Annotated in this window: 20 protein-coding genes; 15 read left to right on the forward strand and 5 right to left on the reverse strand. The window is 47.8% G+C overall.

Features of this window, described 5'->3' with window-relative positions:
- Window positions 1–284: 284 nt before the first annotated feature.
- Genes P2H89_RS21345 through P2H89_RS21360 form a run of 4 tightly spaced genes read left to right on the forward strand, consistent with a single transcriptional unit; the run spans window position 285 to window position 3732 of the window.
- Window positions 285–821: an SRPBCC family protein gene (locus P2H89_RS21345; protein WP_275830677.1), complete on the forward strand. Its 537-nt coding sequence runs from the start codon at window positions 285–287 to the stop codon at window positions 819–821.
- Window positions 818–1459: a nicotinamide riboside transporter PnuC gene (gene pnuC / locus P2H89_RS21350; RefSeq protein ID WP_275830679.1), complete on the forward strand. Its 642-nt coding sequence runs from the start codon at window positions 818–820 to the stop codon at window positions 1457–1459. Before P2H89_RS21345 ends, pnuC begins: the two co-directional genes overlap by 4 nt.
- Before the next feature lie 29 nt (window positions 1460–1488).
- Window positions 1489–2028, forward strand: a complete 540-nt coding sequence (locus tag P2H89_RS21355; RefSeq protein ID WP_275831087.1) for an ATP-binding protein — start codon at window positions 1489–1491, stop codon at window positions 2026–2028.
- 36 nt (window positions 2029–2064) lie between these two features.
- Complete coding sequence (locus tag P2H89_RS21360; protein WP_275830681.1) at window positions 2065–3732, forward strand: glycosyltransferase family 39 protein; 1668 nt, start codon at window positions 2065–2067, stop codon at window positions 3730–3732.
- Between the two features lie 30 nt (window positions 3733–3762).
- Here P2H89_RS21360 and mtgA read toward each other — a convergent pair whose 3' ends face one another.
- From mtgA to P2H89_RS21380, 4 genes are all read right to left on the reverse strand, one after another.
- Window positions 3763–4467 (reverse strand): monofunctional biosynthetic peptidoglycan transglycosylase, encoded by a 705-nt coding sequence (gene mtgA, locus P2H89_RS21365; protein WP_275830684.1) that lies wholly within the window; start codon window positions 4465–4467, stop codon window positions 3763–3765.
- 108 nt (window positions 4468–4575) lie between these two features.
- A complete protein-coding gene (locus tag P2H89_RS21370; protein WP_275830686.1) occupies window positions 4576–5166 on the reverse strand; it encodes a hypothetical protein in 591 nt (196 codons plus the stop codon).
- Window positions 5167–5273: 107 nt separating this feature from the next.
- Complete coding sequence (locus tag P2H89_RS21375) at window positions 5274–5915, reverse strand: LysE family transporter (protein WP_275830688.1); 642 nt, start codon at window positions 5913–5915, stop codon at window positions 5274–5276.
- Between the two features lie 123 nt (window positions 5916–6038).
- Entirely contained in the window at window positions 6039–7565 is a 1527-nt protein-coding gene (locus P2H89_RS21380; protein ID WP_275830690.1) for a GH3 auxin-responsive promoter family protein, read from the reverse strand.
- 181 nt (window positions 7566–7746) lie between these two features.
- Here P2H89_RS21380 and P2H89_RS21385 point away from each other — a divergent pair, with 181 nt between their 5' ends.
- Together P2H89_RS21385 and P2H89_RS21390 are read left to right on the forward strand one after the other, a co-directional pair.
- Window positions 7747–8310, forward strand: a complete 564-nt coding sequence (locus tag P2H89_RS21385) for a M23 family metallopeptidase (RefSeq protein WP_275830692.1) — start codon at window positions 7747–7749, stop codon at window positions 8308–8310.
- Between the two features lie 288 nt (window positions 8311–8598).
- The gene (locus P2H89_RS21390) at window positions 8599–9408 is read left to right on the forward strand and encodes a hypothetical protein (RefSeq protein WP_275830694.1); all 810 of its coding nucleotides are present in this window, start codon (window positions 8599–8601) and stop codon (window positions 9406–9408) included.
- 115 nt (window positions 9409–9523) lie between these two features.
- On the opposite strand, the gene P2H89_RS21395 is transcribed toward P2H89_RS21390, so the two are convergent.
- The gene (locus P2H89_RS21395) at window positions 9524–10690 is read right to left on the reverse strand and encodes a glycosyltransferase family 2 protein (RefSeq protein WP_275830696.1); all 1167 of its coding nucleotides are present in this window, start codon (window positions 10688–10690) and stop codon (window positions 9524–9526) included.
- Between the two features lie 340 nt (window positions 10691–11030).
- On the opposite strand from P2H89_RS21395, the gene dnaN reads away from it, so the two are divergent.
- The 9 genes from dnaN to corA all read left to right on the forward strand — a co-directional run bounded on the left by dnaN (window position 11031) and on the right by corA (window position 20182).
- Window positions 11031–12146 (forward strand): DNA polymerase III subunit beta, encoded by a 1116-nt coding sequence (gene dnaN, locus P2H89_RS21400; protein ID WP_275830698.1) that lies wholly within the window; start codon window positions 11031–11033, stop codon window positions 12144–12146.
- A 125-nt stretch (window positions 12147–12271) separates the two neighbouring features.
- Window positions 12272–12682, forward strand: a complete 411-nt coding sequence (locus P2H89_RS21405; RefSeq protein WP_275830700.1) for a DUF2007 domain-containing protein — start codon at window positions 12272–12274, stop codon at window positions 12680–12682.
- A gap of 87 nt (window positions 12683–12769) precedes the next feature.
- The gene (locus P2H89_RS21410) at window positions 12770–13588 is read left to right on the forward strand and encodes a sterol desaturase family protein (RefSeq protein ID WP_275830702.1); all 819 of its coding nucleotides are present in this window, start codon (window positions 12770–12772) and stop codon (window positions 13586–13588) included.
- Window positions 13589–13628: 40 nt separating this feature from the next.
- The gene (locus tag P2H89_RS21415) at window positions 13629–14708 is read left to right on the forward strand and encodes a serine hydrolase domain-containing protein (RefSeq protein ID WP_275830704.1); all 1080 of its coding nucleotides are present in this window, start codon (window positions 13629–13631) and stop codon (window positions 14706–14708) included.
- Between the two features lie 100 nt (window positions 14709–14808).
- Complete coding sequence (kdsB, locus tag P2H89_RS21420) at window positions 14809–15528, forward strand: 3-deoxy-manno-octulosonate cytidylyltransferase (protein WP_275830707.1); 720 nt, start codon at window positions 14809–14811, stop codon at window positions 15526–15528.
- A 50-nt stretch (window positions 15529–15578) separates the two neighbouring features.
- Window positions 15579–16493 carry an ROK family protein gene (locus P2H89_RS21425; RefSeq protein WP_275830709.1) on the forward strand — a complete coding sequence of 305 codons (915 nt, stop codon included), beginning with the start codon at window positions 15579–15581 and terminating at the stop codon, window positions 16491–16493.
- A 720-nt stretch (window positions 16494–17213) separates the two neighbouring features.
- Entirely contained in the window at window positions 17214–18287 is a 1074-nt protein-coding gene (locus tag P2H89_RS21430; protein WP_275830711.1) for an iron-containing alcohol dehydrogenase family protein, read from the forward strand.
- A gap of 134 nt (window positions 18288–18421) precedes the next feature.
- Window positions 18422–18985, forward strand: a complete 564-nt coding sequence (locus P2H89_RS21435) for a hypothetical protein (RefSeq protein ID WP_275830713.1) — start codon at window positions 18422–18424, stop codon at window positions 18983–18985.
- 99 nt (window positions 18986–19084) lie between these two features.
- Window positions 19085–20182: a magnesium/cobalt transporter CorA gene (gene corA, locus P2H89_RS21440; protein ID WP_275830715.1), complete on the forward strand. Its 1098-nt coding sequence runs from the start codon at window positions 19085–19087 to the stop codon at window positions 20180–20182.
- The last annotated feature ends 30 nt before the right edge of the window (window positions 20183–20212 follow it).

Genomic DNA, 20212 nt, shown 5'->3' on the forward strand with positions numbered 1-20212 from the left:
GATCATTAGATCGTCACATTATAACGACCCTTCCGCCGCACAGGCAGGAGGGTTTTTTTATTTCGCAGCCTGTAGCTTCCGGCATGGAAGCGATGAGCGCCTTCTTATTCTCCTGCGATCTTTTTCGGTTTGTTGACAGCTTATGCGCTCATTTGCAGTACCAGGCTACCTACCAACAACCATCGTTGGCTAACGCCATCCCGATCGCAGCCACCAATAATTGTAGCAATGGCTTGACTTTATTGCAGCGTTGCTGTAAATTACAGTTAAACTGCACCCACCGAATGCTGGCTCTGTACATCATATCTGTAATCATCGGCATCATCGTTATCCTGTTGGTGATAGCCTTGTACTTGCCCGGCAAGTATCACATCGAGAAATCGCTGGTTATACTCAGGCCGGTAAGAGAAGTCATGTCGCGGGTAGCCGATCTTAATTACTATGCCCGGTGGAACCCCTGGCAAATGAAAGAACCTGGCAGTAAAATGGAGATCAAAGGCACTCCCGAAACGCCGGGACACGCTTATTGGTGGAGCGGAAAAAAGATCGGCGAAGGGCGGCTTGTATTGCACAGCATCGATCAAAAACATGTACACTTCAACCTCGAATTCATAAAGCCATGGAAGAGCCTCGCCAGCGACAACTGGGTATTTGAAGAATGGGGTAATGGCGAAACCAAGGTTACCTGGCAAAATCACGGATATTTGCCCTATCCATTAGCCCGTTTGATGGGCCCCTTCCTCAGTAAAACGCTCAACAAGCAATTTGAAGAAGGCTTACGCAACCTTAAAAACCTTTGTGAGGGATTAAAACCGGCATGAGTTTATCCGAAGTCTGGCAGCAACTTGTATATGGAATTTTAAACACCAAACCGCTCGAATACATCGCCGTATTCACCGGCATTGCCAGCGTGTGGTTTTCCCGCATCGAGAACATTTGGGTATATCCCGTTGGCCTTATAAGCACAATTATCTATACCTACCTTAGCCTGGATGCTCACCTTCCCGGTGAAGCCAGCGTTAATATCTATTACTCGGTTATGAGCGTCTACGGCTGGATTTTGTGGGCAAAAAAAGACGCAGCTCATCACCATGTGGTCGTAATACAACACGCAACTAAAAAAGAATGGGGCCAGCATTTCCTGTTCTTTGGTTTCTTCTACGTGGCGCTCTTCAGTTCGCTTACCTGGCTGCGTACGATCTTTTCTCCGGAGATCATTCCCTGGGCCGATGCACTTGCCTCTGCCACCGCCTTCACTGGCATGTGGTTGATGGCCAAGAAGAAGGTGGAAAGCTGGTTTTGGTGGATCGCCACCAATATAGCTTCCATCCCACTCTACTTCGTAAAAGGCTACGTTCTCACCAGTGTTTTCTATTTCATATTGCTTTGTATGGCCGGTTTTGGCTGGGCCGAATGGAATAGACGCGCACAACAGGCCAGGCAATCGCCCGCTTCGTGATTGCGTAGTATATTTGGCGTTTGTTAAACATGATCAAAAAAGTGGTGGTAATAGGCCCCGAATCGACGGGCAAAAGCACGCTGTGCGAACAACTGGCCAATCATTTCGGTACCAGTTGGGTGCCTGAATATGCCCGTGAATACCTGATCACGAATGGTGCCCGCTATACCTATGAAGACCTGCTGGTGATCGCGCAGCAACAGGTAGCCCAGGAAGACCGGTTGGCAGCTACCCTCGAAGCCAGCGGAACGTCAAACCTGTTGTTCATCGACACCGATCTCTATGTAATGAAAGTGTGGTGCGAATATGTGTTCGGAAAATGCCATCCATGGATACTTGAACAAATAGCCCTGCGACCCTATGACCTGTACCTGCTCTGCGATACCGACCTTCCCTGGGTAAAAGACGAACTAAGGGAATACCCCGATCTGGAAAGCCGTCGGGAGCTTTATCATATATACAAAGATATTATGTTGAACCAGGGCGTGCCCTGGACAATTATTTCGGGCAACTACGAACAACGTCTGGAGAAAGCTGTTAAGATTGTTAACGAATTTCTGAACCATTGAGTGCGTGCCATTGTTTTGCGCCTTCGCATGTAGAATATGCTTAGTTTTATTAAGAAGAATCATCAACTGGTATTTTATATTGGCTGGTGCGTACTGAACCTCATCCAGGCCGGTTTTACCGAGCTTTTCGATGATGAAGCATATTATTGGGTTTACACGCAGTTTCCCGATTGGGGCTATTTCGATCATCCGCCCATGGTAGCCCTGCTCATCAAAGCCGGGTATGCGATCTTTCACAACGAACTGGGCGTTCGCTTTTTTATCGTCTTACTCAATACCGCCACGATCTTTATTACCCAACAACTATTGGCAAAAAAGGATCCTTACCTTTTCTACGCCATCGTGTGTTCCATTGCCATCGTGCAAATAGGCGGCATTATTGCGGTGCCCGACATCCCCCTGTTGTTTTTTGTAGCACTCTACTTCTGGATCTACAAGCGTTTCCTGGAATATATGAATCTGTGGTGGACCCTCCTGCTGGGTATCAGCGTTGCGCTGATGATGTACAGTAAATATCACGGCGTACTCATTGTGTTGGCCACATTGGCTTCTAACCCGAAATTATTTACCCGGTATCAAACCTATTTGGTTACGCTCATTGCGCTGCTGGCTTTTACTCCTCACCTTTACTGGCAGTATACCCATGGCTTTCCATCGGTACAATTTCATTTGTTCGAAAGGGTGGCCCCGTCCTACCACACCAAGTACACCATCGAATACCTGGTTGGTCAAGTGGCAATGGCAGGACCACTGATGGGTTGGTTGCTGATGAAGTCGGCGTTAGACTACAAGCCACAGGAGGCATTGGAGCGGGCCCTGAAGTTTACGTTGATTACTTTTTATGGTTTTTTTCTGCTCAGCAGTTTCAGGGGTCGGGTAGAAGCCAACTGGACGGTCCCTGCCTTTATCGCACTGATCGTGTTGAGTCATCAATTTCTCGTTAAGCAATTCGCCTGGCAAACCTGGTTGTATAAAAGTTTGCCCATCACCCTCGGGTTGATCTTGTTGGCGCGCATTTATATGCTGCCCGTAGTACCAAGGGCTTCCTGGATACGAAAAGACGAGTTCCATAACAACAAAGATTGGGTAAATGAAATACGGGATAGAGCGCAGGGTTTACCCGTTGTTTTCATTGGCACCTATCAAAAGGCATCTAAATATTGGTTTTATAGCCAAAGGCCTGCCTTGTCCATGAACAATATCGAATACCGCAGAAACAATTATAACTACTGGCCCATAGAAGATTCGTTGATCGGCAGGCGGGTAATGGTGGTAGGTAATTACGACGGGTTGACCCAGTTGGAGCGCTTCGAAAAGTCGGCGAACCTGGCCAGTCATGTCTATACGCCGTATTATTCTTTCAGCCGGGTCAATATTAAATGTGAAAACAAACCGGTACTTGTTAACAAGCAGCTGTCGGTAAGCGGTACCATCGTGTCGCCGGCAAATTACCTGTCCCATTATCAACAGGCGCCCTACGATACCGTAGCCATCCTGTTGGCTTTTGAAAATGAAAACGACAAGGTGCTCACATTCCCTTCGGGATTGTGCCTGCGCGACCTCAAAGAAGTTGTACAGCCTTTTACACTCCAAACCAGCGCCCCATTGCCGCAGGGAAAATACACCTTCCGCTTCGCGATCGGCAGTTGCATAGCCAACAGCCCTTCCATGAATAGTACAGGAACCAAATTAACCTGTGAGTAATTGGCTGGCAGGTGCCGTTGACAAGATAGTTTATTGAATGAGTTGTTGAATATCCTCGTCTTCCTGCAGGTTATTCATTTGGCGAAGCACCCAGGGGTATTTCCAGGCCACATAACGCGACATGGGTTTTACGGTATATTCTTTGGGATTGGGTAAAGAGGCGGCGATCATGGCAGCTTCCATACGAGTAAGTTTCGAGGCCGGCTTTTTAAAATAGGCTTGTGCCGCTGCTTCGATACCAAACACACCCTTCCCCATCTCGGCAACATTGAGGTACATTTCGAGGATGCGCTTTTTACCCCATATCAATTCGATCATGAACGTGAAGTAAACTTCCAACCCTTTTCTAAACCAGCTGCGACCTTGCCATAGGAACACATTTTTGGCCACCTGCTGGCTGATGGTCGAAGCGCCCTTGATCCGGTTGGGGCGTTTTTCGTTGTTCTTCATCGCCTTTTCAATATGCTTCCAGTCGAAGCCATTGTGGTCGGGAAAAAGCTGGTCTTCCGAGCAAATCACAGCCAGGCGGGCATAGGGCGACATTTCTTTGATGTCCACATAATCCCGCTTCAATCCCTTACCCGTGATGAAGCTACCCAGCTGGGTAAGCGTAAAAGGAGGATCTACCCACTTGAGCAGGAGGATATAGAATAGCTGAAATATGAACAGGAAAATGAAGACTCGTTTAAGGATACGCCAAATACGAAGACCCAATCCTTTGGTTTTGATGGCCATGCCGGGTTAAATTGCTTGGGCTGCAAGATAACCCGAAAGTATAGAACGTGAAAGCCTCCAGGGAGGGATTTGCCGTTTCAATGGCCTCAACAGGCAACTCCGGAGTTATCAGAACCCCTTCTTCACATCAGCCGCTTTCACATAAACCACCTTATACCTTCGGCCGGCATCGCGGTTTCTATCCTGGTAATGCTGCATGAGGTATCCGGCAACCGCTATGCCGGCAGCAATGCCCATACCCAATAATTTACCGTCATCACTAAATGACTCTTTCCGGTAAATAGTGTTGACCGATTCCAGGATAATATAGCCAACGCCGCCAATCATCATGATCTTGGGAAGGGCCACCTGTACAAATCCCTTTTTTCCTCCCCAAACGTATTTGTCGGAATAGTTGTAGCGCTTGATCTCCCGGTAATCGATACCGAGGTGATACACTACAGTATCGAGCGTTGTCCCAAAGTCGGTACCCACCTGCTGTCTTTCTTCCTGGCGAAAGAAAACAGAATCGTTTCGTATGTCGGTAATAAAACCATTAATGCGGAAACCGTTGTGGGTTTCGCCCGAAATAAAGGCACCCGTGTAATAGGTTTTTATCGTTCGGTTATTGCGCTTTTTGAGCACCAGGAAATCAGACTGCTGGGAAAATAAGGAGAAGGTAGAAACAAGAATTGTTATGAGGAGTATAAATGTCTTCATGTGAGGCCAAGTTACTGCTGTATGATAATTAATTCATCTAAGGATTTGTTAAGACTAATGGCACTGCCTCTCTATGAACACCCGGATACCGGCAACGGTTGACCGGTTTACTGAATTTCCTTTGCCAAAAATATTGTGCCGTACAGTAGCGCCATTCCAAAACCTACGAGGATAACCCCCGACACCTTATTGATGACACTGATGGTATGCAGCGTAAGTCTTTTGCGGAGTTTGCCGGCCAGTAGAACCTTAAAGCTATCGGCGGCTATATTTAAAGCTATACAAACACCAAAGATAATCAGCCTTTGCTCGAAATTGAATTTGGCGGCCATAGTGGTAGCTGTGGCCAGCCAGAATATAAAAACGCTGGGGTTAAGGGTATTGATCAAAAAGCCGCTGGAAATGATCTGTAAAATATCCCGTTTTCGAACGCGCGCAATGTTTCCATCGGCATCGGTGCGTAGCGTAACTTTCTTAAAGAACAGATAGTAAACACCCATGCCCATCAGGAAAGCGCTGCCGATAAAGCCAATAATACTTTTGTATTCGAGCAGTTCCGCAACGAGAGAAGAGAACGCGTTGCTGATCACGACGAGGAGTATATCGCTGATCCAAACGCCCGCTACAAAGCTAAAGCCACCGGTGTGTCCGTTGTTGAGGCTTTGTTTGATGACAGTAAAGATCACGGGTCCTACCGATAAGGCAAGGATACATCCAAGCATTAACCCGTTGATGATGGCTTGCCACATGCGCTCTCTGGAGTGGTAGGTTAATAAAGCGACAATTTACAAATAATCAGACTTGTGAAAAAGAACAGATTACATAGCTGCGCTTTTTTTATATAAGCAGGTAGTGCCGTAAGAGCAGGATCGCTACAGCGTGCCGGTTTCCAGAAATTTTACCCAGTCTTCATACATTTTGCCCTTCATCACACGGGGAAATTTATGTTGTCCGCCAATCTTTCCTTTGAGGCGCATAAATTCCATGAAGCTGGATTCGGGGAGTATTTTAAGGTAAACATCTTTCAGGGCGCTGTTCCTTTCTACCGCATAGTCGTCGTTCAGGTCTTTTAATTTTTCATCGATCTTCTGCCGCACAATCTCGGCATCCAGCTGGTCGTCGCAGGCAATATACCATTGGTGCGCAAAGAAAAGACCATGGGGTACGCCGGCCACGGTGTACTCCGGAATGCAGAGGTTCATTTCATCGGCCACCAGCTGAACCGCTTTGTTCATATTATCAACGCTCAGGTGCTCGCCTACGAGACTGAGGAAGTGTTTGGTGCGGCCGGTGATGATGATCTCGCATTTTTCTTTGTCTACAAAACGAACGGTATCGCCGATCAGGTAACGCCAGGCGCCGGCGGTGGTGCTGATCAGGATGGCGTAGTCCTTTCCTTCCTCCACCTCGTGGATCATAAGTGCTTCGGCATCTTCGGCGATATTGCCGTCGCTGTCGAAATTCTTATCGTTGAAGGGAACAAACTCGAAAAAGATATGATCGTTCAACGACAGGTGCATGCCTTTGGCAAACTGCCTGTCCTGGTAGGCGATAAATCCTTCTGAGGCGAGGTACGTTTCAATATAGGTGAGTGGCTTGGCCACCAGTTTCTCGAATCCTTTTTTATACGGTTCGAACGATACGCCGCCATGCACGAAGAAGGCCAGGTTGGGCCACATATCGTGAATGGATTTGAGGTTGTAACGTTCAATGATCTTTTCCATGCACATCTGGATCCAGGCGGGCACACCCACTACAAAGCCGATATCCCAGTTGGGGGCCTCTTCCACGATGGCCTCGATCTTACTGTTCCAGTCTTTGGTACGGGCGATCTTTTTGCCGGGCTTATAGAAAGGCGAGAACCAGAAAGGTACTTTCTTGGCGGTAATGCCGCTAAGGTCGCCGGCATAGTAGCCCGGGCCTTTTTGCAGATCGGTGCTGCCGCCGAGCATCAACCATCCCTTACCAATGCTTTTTACGGAGATATCGTGATAAGTACGCAGGCTCAATAGCTGCTTGATCATCACGATCTTGTTACCGCGCATCAGGTCATTGGTGATGGGGAGGTATTTACTGGCCGATTCGGAGGTACCGGAGCTGAGGGCAAAGAATTTGATCTTGCCTGGCCAGCAGATATCGGGTCGGCCTTCGAGGGTTTTATGCCACCAGGCGTCGTATATTTTATTATAGTCGTAAGTGGGAACGAGTTGTTGAAATTTCTTACCGGCATGTTTGCTCAGCAGGATCTCATCAAAGCGGTACTTCTGCCCGAATTCGGTAAAGCGGGCTTTCTTGAGCAATTTCCTCAATACCCTAATCTGTTGCCTGCGGGGTGAACGTGCAGGCAATCGCAAGGCTTTTGCTATCGAGGGGGGTAAGGAAATATCAATTAATGCCATTAGGTTCTTAGCCGGTTTGGTCAGGCAAATTCAAAATTAAGGGATTACAGGGAATTGTAATGCTTAAATGGCCATGGCAGGGGGTGCAACTGTCAAAAAGTCGGCTATACTTTAACTTTTTAGAGGGAAATATGGGGTGCTACGCGGTCGTTTAACCGCAAAAACCTGCAACTCTATCAAAATGAAAGGGATCAGCACGAAACTAAACCCGATAACTGACGGCTGGTTGGCCCTCCTCTTTCTCTTGATTATTTGTTTTACACAGCTGAGTGCAATCGGCCAAAGTGGAAAGGGACGGCTAAAGGGTCTGGATTCTTTAAAAGGTAAGTTGCCGCTGCCGGTGGATCGATTTTGTGAGCTGGACACTTATGAGCGCCGGAACGGGCGGCTTTCTTCCGAGTTGAACATAGCCTGCCCGCCACATTACGGACTAATTTTCTATTCCGACAGTGTAATGCTGTTAAAAGCATCGGGGCCGGGCAAAGTGTTGTCCGTTTTTGAGGTCGATGGAACGCGGGCCGTTTTCATTCAAACAGAAGGTTACTTCTTTTCCTACGCGAATTTGGATACTGCTTTTGTAAAGCGGGGCGATCTAATTCAGACTGCTCAACCGATAGGAAAAATAACATCGACAAACAGTGATGGCTTATATGAATTAGAGGTCTGGATGTCCGACCTCGATAAACAGATCGATCCCTATCCCTGGTTCAACTTCGCAACGGCAAAGCGTCGACTCCGCCAGTGATGCATTTAGACCTCGTACTTTTATGCCGGCGATTTTCCCTTTCCACTATTACAAGTAACTATTTATAGTATTTCTAAATCCATTTCTCCTCATTTCCCGTAGATATCCCCTATATGCCCCGATATTATCCCGATGATATCAGGTTATTTAAAGGATCGGGATATCTGCGGGGAACCAACCAAAAATGCTTTGCTTACCTGTCCGGGGTCAGGCAAATGTTTTTTCTACCAGCCAGCCACATGCAGATCGTGACTATGTATTTGCACATCAATTAAAACCTTCTGTCTCATGGCTAAAATTGTAGCCGGGCTTGGCCTCGGCATCCTCGGAACCATCGACGGTCTTTCTATCTACAAAATGCGCGGAGTTGAACATCCCGTTATCCGGCGTAAAGGCGGTCCTTCGAAAGAAAAGATCAGGACCGATCCCAAACTTCACCAGGTACGCAATAATATCTCGGAGTTTGCAGGACGCGCCAAAGCTGCGAAGTACATTATGCGCGCATTACAGGATCAAAAACCGCTGGCCGATCACAATATCGCCGGGCGGTTGAACGCGATGATGATGCCTATCCAGGTTTTGGATGGCGAAAATGACTGGGCCAAAAGAAGCGTTCGGTTATCGGCCTATCCGCAGCTGTTAAATGGCTTTTCACTGAACCGGAATAATCCTTTCGATTCAACGATCCGGTTTCCACTCGATTTTTACTTAAGCCGCGAAACGGGAGCTGCGACAGTGCAAATACCCGATCTGCTGCCGGGGATCAGCTTTTTCGCGCCAGATATCTATCCATGGTTCCGCGTCATCGTATCGCTGGGTTTGGTGCCCGATGTGGTATTTGCCGAAGAGGGAAAAAAGTACATGCCCGTAGATTTCCTGTATGAAAAGATCCCTGTTGTTACAGCAAAAACCTCCTGGTACCCGGTAGCTGAAGGAAGTATTGGGACTGTATTGGACCTCGCCATTCCTTCTTTGCCCGGTAAAAGTGACTATACCTTAGTACTAAGTGCCGGTATATCCTACGGGAAGCAACAAACAAATGAACTTATCATACAAGCACGGCATGCAGGATGTGCAAAGGTTTTGGTGGCCTGTTAACCTGCCTGCTAAAAAAAGGATCGCCGGGCCCCAACGCCCGGCGATCCTAATAATATTTTATCGACTGTGCCAGCCCAGTTTTAAAGTGGTGATTAATTACGCCTATCCATAGTTGTCACGATAAGGTTGTGCCCCGCCGATCCTTCCTGGTACTGGCGACAGCACTACGGGTTCGAAATCCATGGATAAAGATCTTACCCGAACCATTTGAAGCGGAAAGTTTCCCGATAAGAGATGTATAAGAAAATGTTGCGCCTTCACAGAGAACTTGAGCTGCACCGTTCACCGGATCACCGGCTACTTGTACGAGGTTGCCAGCCGCAATGGCCTTTATTTCATTGGCAGAGTTTTCATCGCCCACATAGGATAGTTTTGATACCTGGCTTACACCTTCCGGATCATTGGCTGCTATTGCGCCCGGCCCTGCCAGGTTCCTGAGCTTAATAAAACCCCGCAGCAACTGTTTGTACCACCAGGCTCCGATTCCTTTAAAATGCTTATCCACAAAAAGGATCATGGCCGTATAAAATAACCGGGTGTAACGGGCATCGCGGCGGGTACTTTCGCCCTTGAAATGAATGATAACCGGAGCGGGTAAAAAATAATTCGTGTATCCGGCCTGCTGGATCCGGTAGCTCAGGTCGATGTCTTCGGCGTACATGAAAAAACGTTCGTCGAATCCACCTGTCTGGTCGAGTACTTCTTTGCGCACCCACATAAAAGCGCCCGATATCACATCTATTTCGTGCACGGAAGCAGGCGACAAATGGCCTGCATAATAGCGTGCAAACAGTTTTGATGTAGGGAAACCGGCTGTGAGGCCAGTCATTTTACAAAACGACACCCAGGGTGTAGGAAACGCCCGTTTCGATTCGGGCAGGTATTTTCCACTGCCGTCGATCATGTACACACCCAGCGCACCAGCCCGCGGATGGTCTTCCATGAATTGGAGGCATTGGTGAAATGCCGCTTCCGGTACGATCGTGTCGGGATTCAGGTACAACACATATTTTCCGGTGCAATGCTGCAGTGCCTGGTTATTGGCCCGCGCAAAGCCTTTATTCTCCGTGTTGGTGATAAAACTTACAAAGGGAAATCGGGCCTGCAGGTATTCAACACTGCCATCTGTAGATTGGTTGTCGACCACCCAAACCTCTGTTTGCCCGCGTAAAATATTTTCTTCCTGACCAGCCCGGTGGCCTATTGCCTTTTCGACCGAACAAAGGCATTGTTCCAGAAAGTACTTTACATTATAATTTACAATAATTACAGACAGCAGCATAGCCGAACGAAAATACGGCCGATCATCGACTTTCTCAACCATCCCTACCCGACCCGCAAAGAATTCGGACCAACGCCGTTTTAAATGACAGCTATATCAAACATGTTGTTGGCGGTTTTGCTTTTCCCGACAGGGACCATGCAAAAAGTAAACTGCATTAAAAAGGGTCGTTTCCGACGCAATGGCGTGATTGCCAGAACACCGCGGTGTAAAGGGTGGCAAGGGCCTGTTTGCGCTTCTTATGCCCTCAAATAGATGTATTTGTGATTTATCTGTTTAAAAATATACGGTGGTGCGTATTGTTCATAATTCTATATTTGCTCAAATCTTTAACCAGCTTATGAAGTTCATCGTTTCTTCTTCGGCTTTATTGAAACAGTTACAGCAGATTAGTGGTGTTATCAACGCCAACACGGTTTTGCCCATTTTGGAAGATTTTTTGTTCGAGATCGATAAGAACAGACTCACTGTGGTGGCTACCGACCTCGAAACTGTGATGAAAGTGCAAATGGATGTTGAAGCCAAGGATACCGGCCGCGTTTGTATTCCTGCCAAGATCCTGATGGACTCGCTGAAAAATATTCCCGATCAGCCGCTCACCTTCAATATTGATAAAAATTACAGTGTAGAGATCACCAGTGATAACGGAAAGTACAAGGTGATGGGTGAAAATCCAGACAATTTCCCCAAAGAGCCCGTAGCTGATGATACATCGAACTTTACGATCAGTTCGGCCGCTTTGGTGACTGCCATTAACAAGACCCTGTTTGCCGTGAGCAGCGACGACCTTCGCCCTGCCATGACTGGTGTTTTCTTTGAGATGGATAAAAAAGGACTGCAGTTCGTTGCTACCGACGCACACCGCCTGGTTCGTTACAAACGCAAGGATGTAAGCTGCCCCAAGACCGATTCACTGATCGTTCCCAAAAAGCCGCTGAACCTGTTGAAGGGCGCCCTGCCGGTAAATGAAGATGAGCTGACTGTTAGCTACAACAGCAACCACCTTTTTGTAAAGCATGGTACCACCCAAATGAGCTGTCGCCTCATCGACGCCCGTTTTCCGGACTATAAAGTGGTTATCCCTGCCGACAATCCTTATAAACTGACCATCACCAAGAGCGATTTTCAAAGTGCCCTGCGCCGTGTTAGCGTGTTCAGTAACAAGAGCACCAACCAGGTAGTATTGAATATCAGCGGCAGCGAGCTGCAACTGGCCGCACAAGACGTTGATTTCTCATTCGAGGGTACTGAAAGAATGAAATGTCAATATGATGGCGAAGACCTGGCCATTGCTTTCAATGCCAAATTCCTCATCGAAATGCTGAATGCTGCAGAAAGTGATGATGTGGTGGTGGAGCTCTCCACACCTACCAAAGCAGGCATCATCAAGCCAACCGAGCAGGATGAAAATGAAGAGATGCTGATGCTGGTAATGCCATTGATGCTCAACAGCTAATAGACCGATCTTATTGGCCTGCCAGCTATTGTGGTAGCGGCGTTAAAACGATACAAGCCGGATAGTTTATCCGGCTTTTTCATTTACCTTTCAGGAGCGTTTTCAACACTCAAAACGGAATGCCTGTGTTTGTTGTTCTCCGATCGTTTGATAATTATATTCCGGCCAACCTGATGCTGCAACGCCTCGAAGCAGAACATATCCGCGCCTATTTGCAGGATGAACATACCCCCATCCTTACCAATCCGGTAGGGAGTATCCGGTTGATGGTGCATGAAGCGCAGGTGGGGCGCGCCCTGGATCTGCTTGACCGGTTTGACCAAACCTACCGGCAATCGCTTACTTGTCCCAAATGCAGCTCGACCAACGTGCATTATGTAACTCAGGGCGAACCACCGAAAAGCCTGCTCACCCTCATTTTTTCCTGGATCTCGGGCAAACAGCCCATCTCCCTGCACCAAGTGTACCATTGTTTCGACTGCAGGTTCGAATTTGAAGACCTGCCCAATAAACAAGAAGAACAATTATTGCCCTGATTGCCGGCCTGCGGCTGCGTAAACCCACATCCACCCTGCTTTTCCCGATTTTTACCGTAAATTACCATTGAAACGATGCAAGTGCCTATGGAGTCCTTCATGCAATTTTGGGAGCATATTGAAAGCTGGCAGCGGATGGCCATTCTGCTGGGCGGTATGGTGTTCTTCTGGCTGCTGGAAGGCTACTACCCCATGATCCGGTTCTCCTTCAAACGGTACAGGCATGCCGGCGTAAACCTGCTCTTTCTTCTTACCACGGTTATTTTGAATTTATTACTGGGCAGCATCACCATCGCCGTTTGCAGATGGGTTACTGTAAATGACATTGGCCTGTTAAACTGGCTTTCGCTTCCGTTGTGGGCCAATATGCTGTTGGGGCTTTTCTTTATGGATTTCTTTGGTCAGTATGCCCCTCATTATGCCATGCACAAGATAAAATGGATGTGGAAATTTCACATGATCCATCACAGCGACACCAAGGTCGATGTAACTACCGGTACCCGGCATCATCCCGGTGAATGGCTTTTCCGCGAAGCCACTACGATTGTTGGCGCCCTGGTGCTGGGGCTTCCGATCGGCATGTATTTTTTATACCGCAGTATGGCGGCGATCTTCACGCATTTCAACCATGCCAATATCCGGGTACCGGTATGGCTCGATAAGCCCATCAGCTGGATATTCGTATCGCCCAATATGCACAAGGTTCATCACCATTATAAACGCCCTTACACAGATACGAATTATGCTAATATTTTCTCCCTGTGGGATCGTATCTTTGGCACCTTCGCTTATGAAGATCCAAGGAACCTGCAGTATGGGCTCGATGTACTGGACAGCAACACCGATGAGAACCTTAAATATCAACTCCGACTTCCTTTTGACAATACCATCAAGACCGACTACTGACCTAAGTTGAAAGACCCCAATTCTCATAGAAAAGGTAATCATGAAAAAGTTGTGCTGTATTGTACTTTGGATGGTATGCTGTGCCCCTGCTTTCTCCCAGGCTTTTTCGCTCATAGCAGATAGTATTCGCAAATACCGTGGCGTGCCTGGTTTAGTATATGCTGTTTTTGATGCTGATCAGGTGCTTGATATCGGCGCTTCTGGTGTCAGGGAGTTTCGCAAAAAAGACAGCATCCGCATTACCGACCGCTTTTATACAGGTTCAAACTCCACTGCCTTTACTGCCTATGTAGGTGCCAAGCTCATTGAAGCTGGTAAATTGTCGTGGAATACATCGATTGTGAAGGCGCTTCCCGAAGTGAATGGGAAGACCATGAAATTATACCATACAGTAACGCTGCGTCAGTTGCTGGCGCAAAGAGCCGGCATTCGACCTTACACCCAGCCCGATGATTTTAAAGAATTGCCCCGGATCGCCGGCTCCAAAACCGAGCAACGCAGAAGTTTCGCGACACTGGTACTGAAAAACCCGCCCTTATTGATCATCGATAGCAGTCAGCCCGTGTATTCAGCAGCCGGTACCGTGATAGCGGCTTCCATGATGGAAAAAACTTCCGGCAAATCGTGGGAAGAACTAATTGGGATATACATCAACAAGCCGCTCAATATCGCTGCCCGTTTTGGCCAGCCAAGGTTATCCGATTCTCTGCAGCCAGCGGGTCACGGCGAGTCGATGGGTATTTTGCAGGCCGGCCTGGCATCAACCACCATGACCTATATAGCTCCTGCTACCGATATCAACATATCGCTCAAGGACTACATCGTTTTCATGCAGGATATGCTGAAGGCGCTTGAGCACAAACGATCCAACATCAGCGCTGCATCCGCTGAGTTATTGCTGAACCCACAACCCGGCCTGTCTATGGGTTGGGAAACAGATAGCTGGAAAAAAATGCGCATCCACTATTACCTGGGCCGCAGCGACCTGTTCAGCAACTACACGACCATCATCCGGGAAAAGAAGATCGGCATTATTGTACTTTGCAATAGCGGCACGGTAAGCGGCAAATCGGCCGTGTTGAACTTTGGCCGCCTGCTGCGTGAATACTATTGCCGGTAGTTTATCGGCCGAACGCTGTTTGCCGGACCTGGTTAACCGCCACCCGGTGCATCCTTAAATTTGCGGGCAACCGTTATCTTTACAGCACGAAATACTACATATGGCAAAAGTGATTGCAATGATCCCTGCACGGTATGCCGCCACAAGGTTTCCGGCGAAACTGATGCAGCAGTTGAAAGGTAAAAGCGTTATCCGGCACACTTATGACAACACCCTCGCTACCGGTTTATTCGATGAAGTTTGGGTGGTAACCGATAGTGATGTAATATACCAGGAGATCGTATCCAATGGCGGAAATGCCAGGATGAGCGTACAGGAACATGAAAGCGGCAGCGACCGCATTGCCGAAGCCGTTGCCGATATGGATGTGGATATTGTACTGAATGTGCAGGGAGATACCCCTTTCATTAAAACAAAACCCCTGCAGCAATTGCTGCAATGTTTCCAGGACGAAACAGTACAGGTAGCCTCTATGATGCAGGTGCTGCATGAACAAGAGCAGATCAACGATCCCAATTTCGTGAAAGTGGCGGTTGACCGGAAGATGAATTCGCTGATGTTCAGCCGGAGCGTAATCCCTTATCCGCGCAGCACCACCGCACCCATCACCTATTATGAACATATTGGTGTATACGCTTTTCGCAAGCAGGCATTGCTAAACTTTACCAATTGGCCCATGACGCCATTGGAAGCTGCCGAGAAAGTGGAGTGCCTGCGATACCTGGAGTACGGAGTTCCCCTGCGCATGATCGTGGTTGATTATATGGGGGTGGAAATCGATACGCCTGAAGATCTGGAACGTGCAGAGAAATTGCTCTGATCATTATAATACGGAAGCTTACCCTTCCTTCATACTAAACTTGCTTTGCCATGAGTAATCCTTTATGGGGCATCGACCTGGGCGGCACCAAAATAGAAGGAGTGATACTGCCTTCGGCCAACGATGCAAATCCTTTGTTGCGTACCCGTATCGATACAGAAGCCTACAAGGGTTACGACCATATCGTTCAGCAGATCAAAAAGCTGGTCGGCATCATGCAAAGCGAGTCGGGATTAACACCAGGCCGCATCGGCTTCGGTACACCGGGAGAGCTCGACCCCCGCTTACAGACCATGAAAAACTGCAACAGCACGGAATTGAACGGGCAGCCGCTGCGCAAAGACCTGGAAGCGGCCTTGCAAGTGCCGGTGGTGCTGGCCAATGATGCAAACTGTTTTGCCCTGGCCGAAACCCACTGGGGAGTGGTTAAACAACAGGTGCCCGACGCGCGGGTGGTATTCGGGATTATCATGGGTACGGGTGTAGGCGGCGGCATTGTGATTAACGGACAGGTTTGGAACGGTCGCCATGGTATCGCCGGCGAATGGGGGCACAATTACCTCGACGAATCGGGTGGTCCTTGTTATTGCGGAAAGGTGGGATGCGTTGAAAAGGTACTGGCGGGGCCTGCTTTACAGCTTTACTATAAATCCCTCACCGGGCGGTCGCAAACGCTGAAAGAGATCGTGGCAGCCTTTTCCAGGGGAGACGACCCGGCAGCGCGAAAAACCATTGACCGGCTGGCATACTACTTTGGAAAGGCCGTTTCGGTAGTCACTAACCTGCTGGATCCGGATGTAATCGTTGTGGGTGGAGGCGTTGGCAATATTGACGTCATTTACAAGGCAGGGGTAGAATCGCTGAAAAATCACATATTTAATAATGGAGTCGAAGTGCCTGTGCTACGGCCGGCCCTGGGTGATAGCGCCGGCGTTTTCGGTGCGGCGGCACTGGTAGCCGGGTAGCTATAGTATTTATATAATATACAATGAATTAGTAATAGATTCAGGATGCGGCATTTTGCCGAATTGATAAGTTACGCAACGGTTTGCGTTGAAAATATTCCGGCAGTTTCTGGCTAAACTGGAAGAGATTATGCACATTTCTCAAAAAAAGACGGAGTTAGTTTGATCACATGCTTTAAAAATAATTAATTTTATTGCACTCCGTTCACCTGTGCTAAAACGTTTGTCTACCGGCCTGCTAAACGGCCTCTGTTTGAACCTTACCTGGCTTTTACAATCCAATACAGTATAGTAAATCCAAATTCAAGATACTTTTCCGGTTTTTGCGTAAGCACCGGAGTAAATGCGGTTATTTATTCACTCGAAACTCAGCATTTTGGTTTAGGCTCTCCAAAAACGCAGCAGTTGGCTGCGTTTTATTTTTCCCTGCTTCCCTGTCTTTTCCTGCTGGTATTATAAGAAATCCGCTCAATGGGTCGCTCTGTTATCTCTTTTTACACCTTGTCACGACAAATCCGGCCTTACTTCGCCCTGTAGCCCGTTTTTGTTACTTTATTTTCTACACTTACCTTCACCTGCCGATTTGATTGGGTTGGTGGATGATTTGCATCGATCAACAGAACATAAAAATGGTTATATGAACTGCCTTGGGCAATAAAGCCCTTGCGGTAATTGTTATCAAGGCGTTTCCTGTTGCACTCATTAAAAAATATCATAGGGATGAAATTCAGAAATTTTAAAATGGTGGACTACGTGGTGTATGGCCGCGGTAGTTTTGATCAGCTTGATGAAATATTAGCGCCGCGCCGCCTGGGCGAAGCACCCATGATCTTCTTTGTGGATCATTACTTTGAAGGTAAAGCCCTGGTAAACCGGATTCCGCTGCGTGGTAAGGATAAAGTGGTATTTGTAGACGTTACTTATGAACCTAAAACAACTTACGTAGATAAGCTGGCTGGCGAGCTCAAAGCCGAATTCGGTACCGTTAGCGGTATCATCGCCATTGGCGGCGGATCGGCCATGGACCTTGGTAAAGCTGTTTCCCTGATGATGAACAACCCCGGCTCTTCGGCCGATTATCAGGGTTGGGATCTGGTAAAGCAACCAGGCGTTTACAAAGCCGGTATACCCACGCTCAGTGGCACCGGTGCAGAAGTATCGCGCACTACTGTATTGACAGGGCCTACCCGCAAATTGGGCATGAATTCCGATTTCACCCCTTTCGACCAGATTGTGCTGGACCCGGCGTTAACGGCCAATGCCCCCGTGAATCAGCGTTTCTATACCGGCATGGATTGCTATATCCATTGTATAGAAAGTCTCGAGGGTACGTTCCTGAATGAATTCAGCAAATCCTACGGCGAAAAGGCCCTCGAATTGTGCCAATATGTGTTCCTGGAAAAGGACCAGTGGGATGAGGAGTGTGATGATAAACTGATGATGGCTTCTTATGCAGGCGGTATGAGTATCGCGTACTCGCAGGTGGGCGTGGCCCATGCGGTGAGCTATGGCCTCAGCTACCTGCTGGGCACCAAGCATGGTATCGGCAACTGTATCGTCATGAACCATCTTGAAGAGTACTACCCGGCCGGTGTGGAAGAATTCAAGCGAATGGTCGATAAAAACAAGATCGATATCCCTGTGGGTATCTGCAAAGGCCTGAGTGAGGAACAGTTCGATACCATGATCAATGTGTCGCTCGGCATGAAGCCTCTTTGGGAAAATGCATTGGGGAAAGATTGGGAAAAGATCATGACCCGCGACAAACTCCGCAATTTATACGGTAAGTTGTAAGGGTGGTGCTGCGTTTAGCAGCTCATCTTATCAAAAAGTTATCTAAGATCAAAAATCGCCTTTCCGGTACAACCCGGTTTGGCGATTTTTTTTGTTTGGGGTACATTCGCTTAAACACCAATTAAACACACACCATGAAAAAGCTCCTCCTGGTCCTTTCTTTCTTCAGCGCCGTTACCGTGCTCGCACAGGATAAATTGAACCCCGTCATCAAAAAGGGTTCCAAGTTCAGTTATACTTTGTTCACAGGTGGTCAGAACATTCCTTTTACCGCAGTGGTAGACTCCCTGGGCAGCGAATACGTAAGGATCGGCTGGACCATCGAGGGTATGGGATCCGGTGGCTGGGTGATGAAGAAAAAAGCCCTGGAATCTGCAAAGCACGGATACTGGAGCCAGCCTACAGCCGGTACCGATGAAGAACTATCCGATGAAACAACAGTACTGCTTTTATCCAAAGCACAGTGGAGCAGCCTGCAGCAGGACAAAAAATTCGTATACAACGATGCCACCTTTACCGTAAAACAAGGTGACCAGGCCGGCTTGAAAGTGGGTGGTAAAAGTTATGATGCTATTCAGGTAGAGGTAGCCGGGAGCAGTGCCCGCCTATGGATCCTGAACAACCCTGCCTTCCCCGCCCTGCTCAAGGTGGAGGGTAACCCACATGGCGTGGATCTCGAATTGGGCAACATAGAATAACCTCACTATAGTCTTTTCGACAATGATGCCTCATAGCAATATGGGGCATTATTTTTTAGGTATGGTTATTATGCTTAATTTTTCAGTGATAAATTAGTTATGAGTCCGCAGAAATATCTCCGTTATCTTGGTTTGCCATCGTTGTTCGGTACACACCGAACCAAAGAGATCTTCCATATCAATCCCACCGCAGTTCCCCAACGGGAAGAAGCGGCGGATATCTCTATTACCGTATACAATTATAACACCGAGAAGGTAGAAGAGCAGAAACTGAGTAAAGTAGAGGATTGTTTCGCTTTTCGCCACAACAGCCTGATCAGTTGGATCAATATTGATGGTATCCGCAAAGCAGATGTGGAATCCATCTGCAACCAGTTTGGCATTCACCCCCTGCTGATCGAAGATATTCTCAGCATGCACCAGCGTCCAAAAATGGATGAAGTAGAAGGGGTGCTGTACTGCCTGCTCAACATGTTGTACTTTAACGATTCTACCCGAACTGTAGAAACCGAACAGATCAGCATTGTATTAGGTAAAGATTTTGTGATCTCTTTCCAGGAAGATGCCGACCGGGATGTGTTTGACCCCATTCGCCTCAGATTGAAAATGGGCAACAGCAAGATCCGCCAGCGCACTGCAGATTATTTGCTGTACGCCATGCTCGATATCATTGTCGACAATTATTTCCTGGTTATGGAAAAACTGGGCGAACAGGTCGAGTTGGTAGAAGAAGAAGTAATACGCCGCAGCAATACACGGTCATTGGCGCGCATCAACCAGCTTCGGAAAGAACTGATCGTGTTAAAAAGAAATATTGCCCCTGTGCGCGACTTACTCAATGGCATTATCCGCAGCGAAAGTGACCTGCTCGACGATCGTACCACCAAATATTTTAAAGACGTTTACGACCATATCATACAGGCATATGATCTCAGCGAGAACTACCGCGATATGATGACCAGCATGCAGGACCTCTATATCAACAACGTAAACCTGAAGTTGAACGAGGTGATGAAAGTGATGGCCATTGTAACCTGTCTACTGGCACCCGCCACGGTAATTGGCGGCATTTTTGGCATGAACTTCGAATTCATTCCCTCTATTCACAACAAGTGGGGATTTTTTATTGCTGTAGGGCTCATGTTGCTGGTACCCATATGGATGTTGTGGATGTTCCGCAAAAAAGGCTGGTTTTAATAAGGGCAGTCCGTATGTACACCCCCTCAG

The organism is Paraflavitalea sp. CAU 1676, assembly GCF_029223285.1.
GTDB lineage: Bacteria > Bacteroidota > Bacteroidia > Chitinophagales > Chitinophagaceae > Paraflavitalea.

What these genes read in the sequence shown, in the direction of transcription:
- P2H89_RS21345 (WP_275830677.1), top strand. Translation starts at nt 285, where the DNA reads ATGCTGGCTCTGTACATCATATCTGTAATCATCGGCATCATCGTTATC.
- pnuC (WP_275830679.1), top strand. Translation starts at nt 818, where the DNA reads ATGAGTTTATCCGAAGTCTGGCAGCAACTTGTATATGGAATTTTAAAC.
- P2H89_RS21355 (WP_275831087.1), top strand. Translation starts at nt 1,489, where the DNA reads ATGATCAAAAAAGTGGTGGTAATAGGCCCCGAATCGACGGGCAAAAGC.
- P2H89_RS21360 (WP_275830681.1), top strand. Translation starts at nt 2,065, where the DNA reads ATGCTTAGTTTTATTAAGAAGAATCATCAACTGGTATTTTATATTGGC.
- mtgA (WP_275830684.1), bottom strand. Translation starts at nt 4,467, where the DNA reads ATGGCCATCAAAACCAAAGGATTGGGTCTTCGTATTTGGCGTATCCTT.
- P2H89_RS21370 (WP_275830686.1), bottom strand. Translation starts at nt 5,166, where the DNA reads ATGAAGACATTTATACTCCTCATAACAATTCTTGTTTCTACCTTCTCC.
- P2H89_RS21375 (WP_275830688.1), bottom strand. Translation starts at nt 5,915, where the DNA reads ATGTGGCAAGCCATCATCAACGGGTTAATGCTTGGATGTATCCTTGCC.
- P2H89_RS21380 (WP_275830690.1), bottom strand. Translation starts at nt 7,565, where the DNA reads ATGGCATTAATTGATATTTCCTTACCCCCCTCGATAGCAAAAGCCTTG.
- P2H89_RS21385 (WP_275830692.1), top strand. Translation starts at nt 7,747, where the DNA reads ATGAAAGGGATCAGCACGAAACTAAACCCGATAACTGACGGCTGGTTG.
- P2H89_RS21390 (WP_275830694.1), top strand. Translation starts at nt 8,599, where the DNA reads ATGGCTAAAATTGTAGCCGGGCTTGGCCTCGGCATCCTCGGAACCATC.
- P2H89_RS21395 (WP_275830696.1), bottom strand. Translation starts at nt 10,690, where the DNA reads ATGCTGCTGTCTGTAATTATTGTAAATTATAATGTAAAGTACTTTCTG.
- dnaN (WP_275830698.1), top strand. Translation starts at nt 11,031, where the DNA reads ATGAAGTTCATCGTTTCTTCTTCGGCTTTATTGAAACAGTTACAGCAG.
- P2H89_RS21410 (WP_275830702.1), top strand. Translation starts at nt 12,770, where the DNA reads ATGGAGTCCTTCATGCAATTTTGGGAGCATATTGAAAGCTGGCAGCGG.
- P2H89_RS21415 (WP_275830704.1), top strand. Translation starts at nt 13,629, where the DNA reads ATGAAAAAGTTGTGCTGTATTGTACTTTGGATGGTATGCTGTGCCCCT.
- kdsB (WP_275830707.1), top strand. Translation starts at nt 14,809, where the DNA reads ATGGCAAAAGTGATTGCAATGATCCCTGCACGGTATGCCGCCACAAGG.
- P2H89_RS21425 (WP_275830709.1), top strand. Translation starts at nt 15,579, where the DNA reads ATGAGTAATCCTTTATGGGGCATCGACCTGGGCGGCACCAAAATAGAA.
- P2H89_RS21430 (WP_275830711.1), top strand. Translation starts at nt 17,214, where the DNA reads ATGAAATTCAGAAATTTTAAAATGGTGGACTACGTGGTGTATGGCCGC.
- P2H89_RS21435 (WP_275830713.1), top strand. Translation starts at nt 18,422, where the DNA reads ATGAAAAAGCTCCTCCTGGTCCTTTCTTTCTTCAGCGCCGTTACCGTG.
- corA (WP_275830715.1), top strand. Translation starts at nt 19,085, where the DNA reads ATGAGTCCGCAGAAATATCTCCGTTATCTTGGTTTGCCATCGTTGTTC.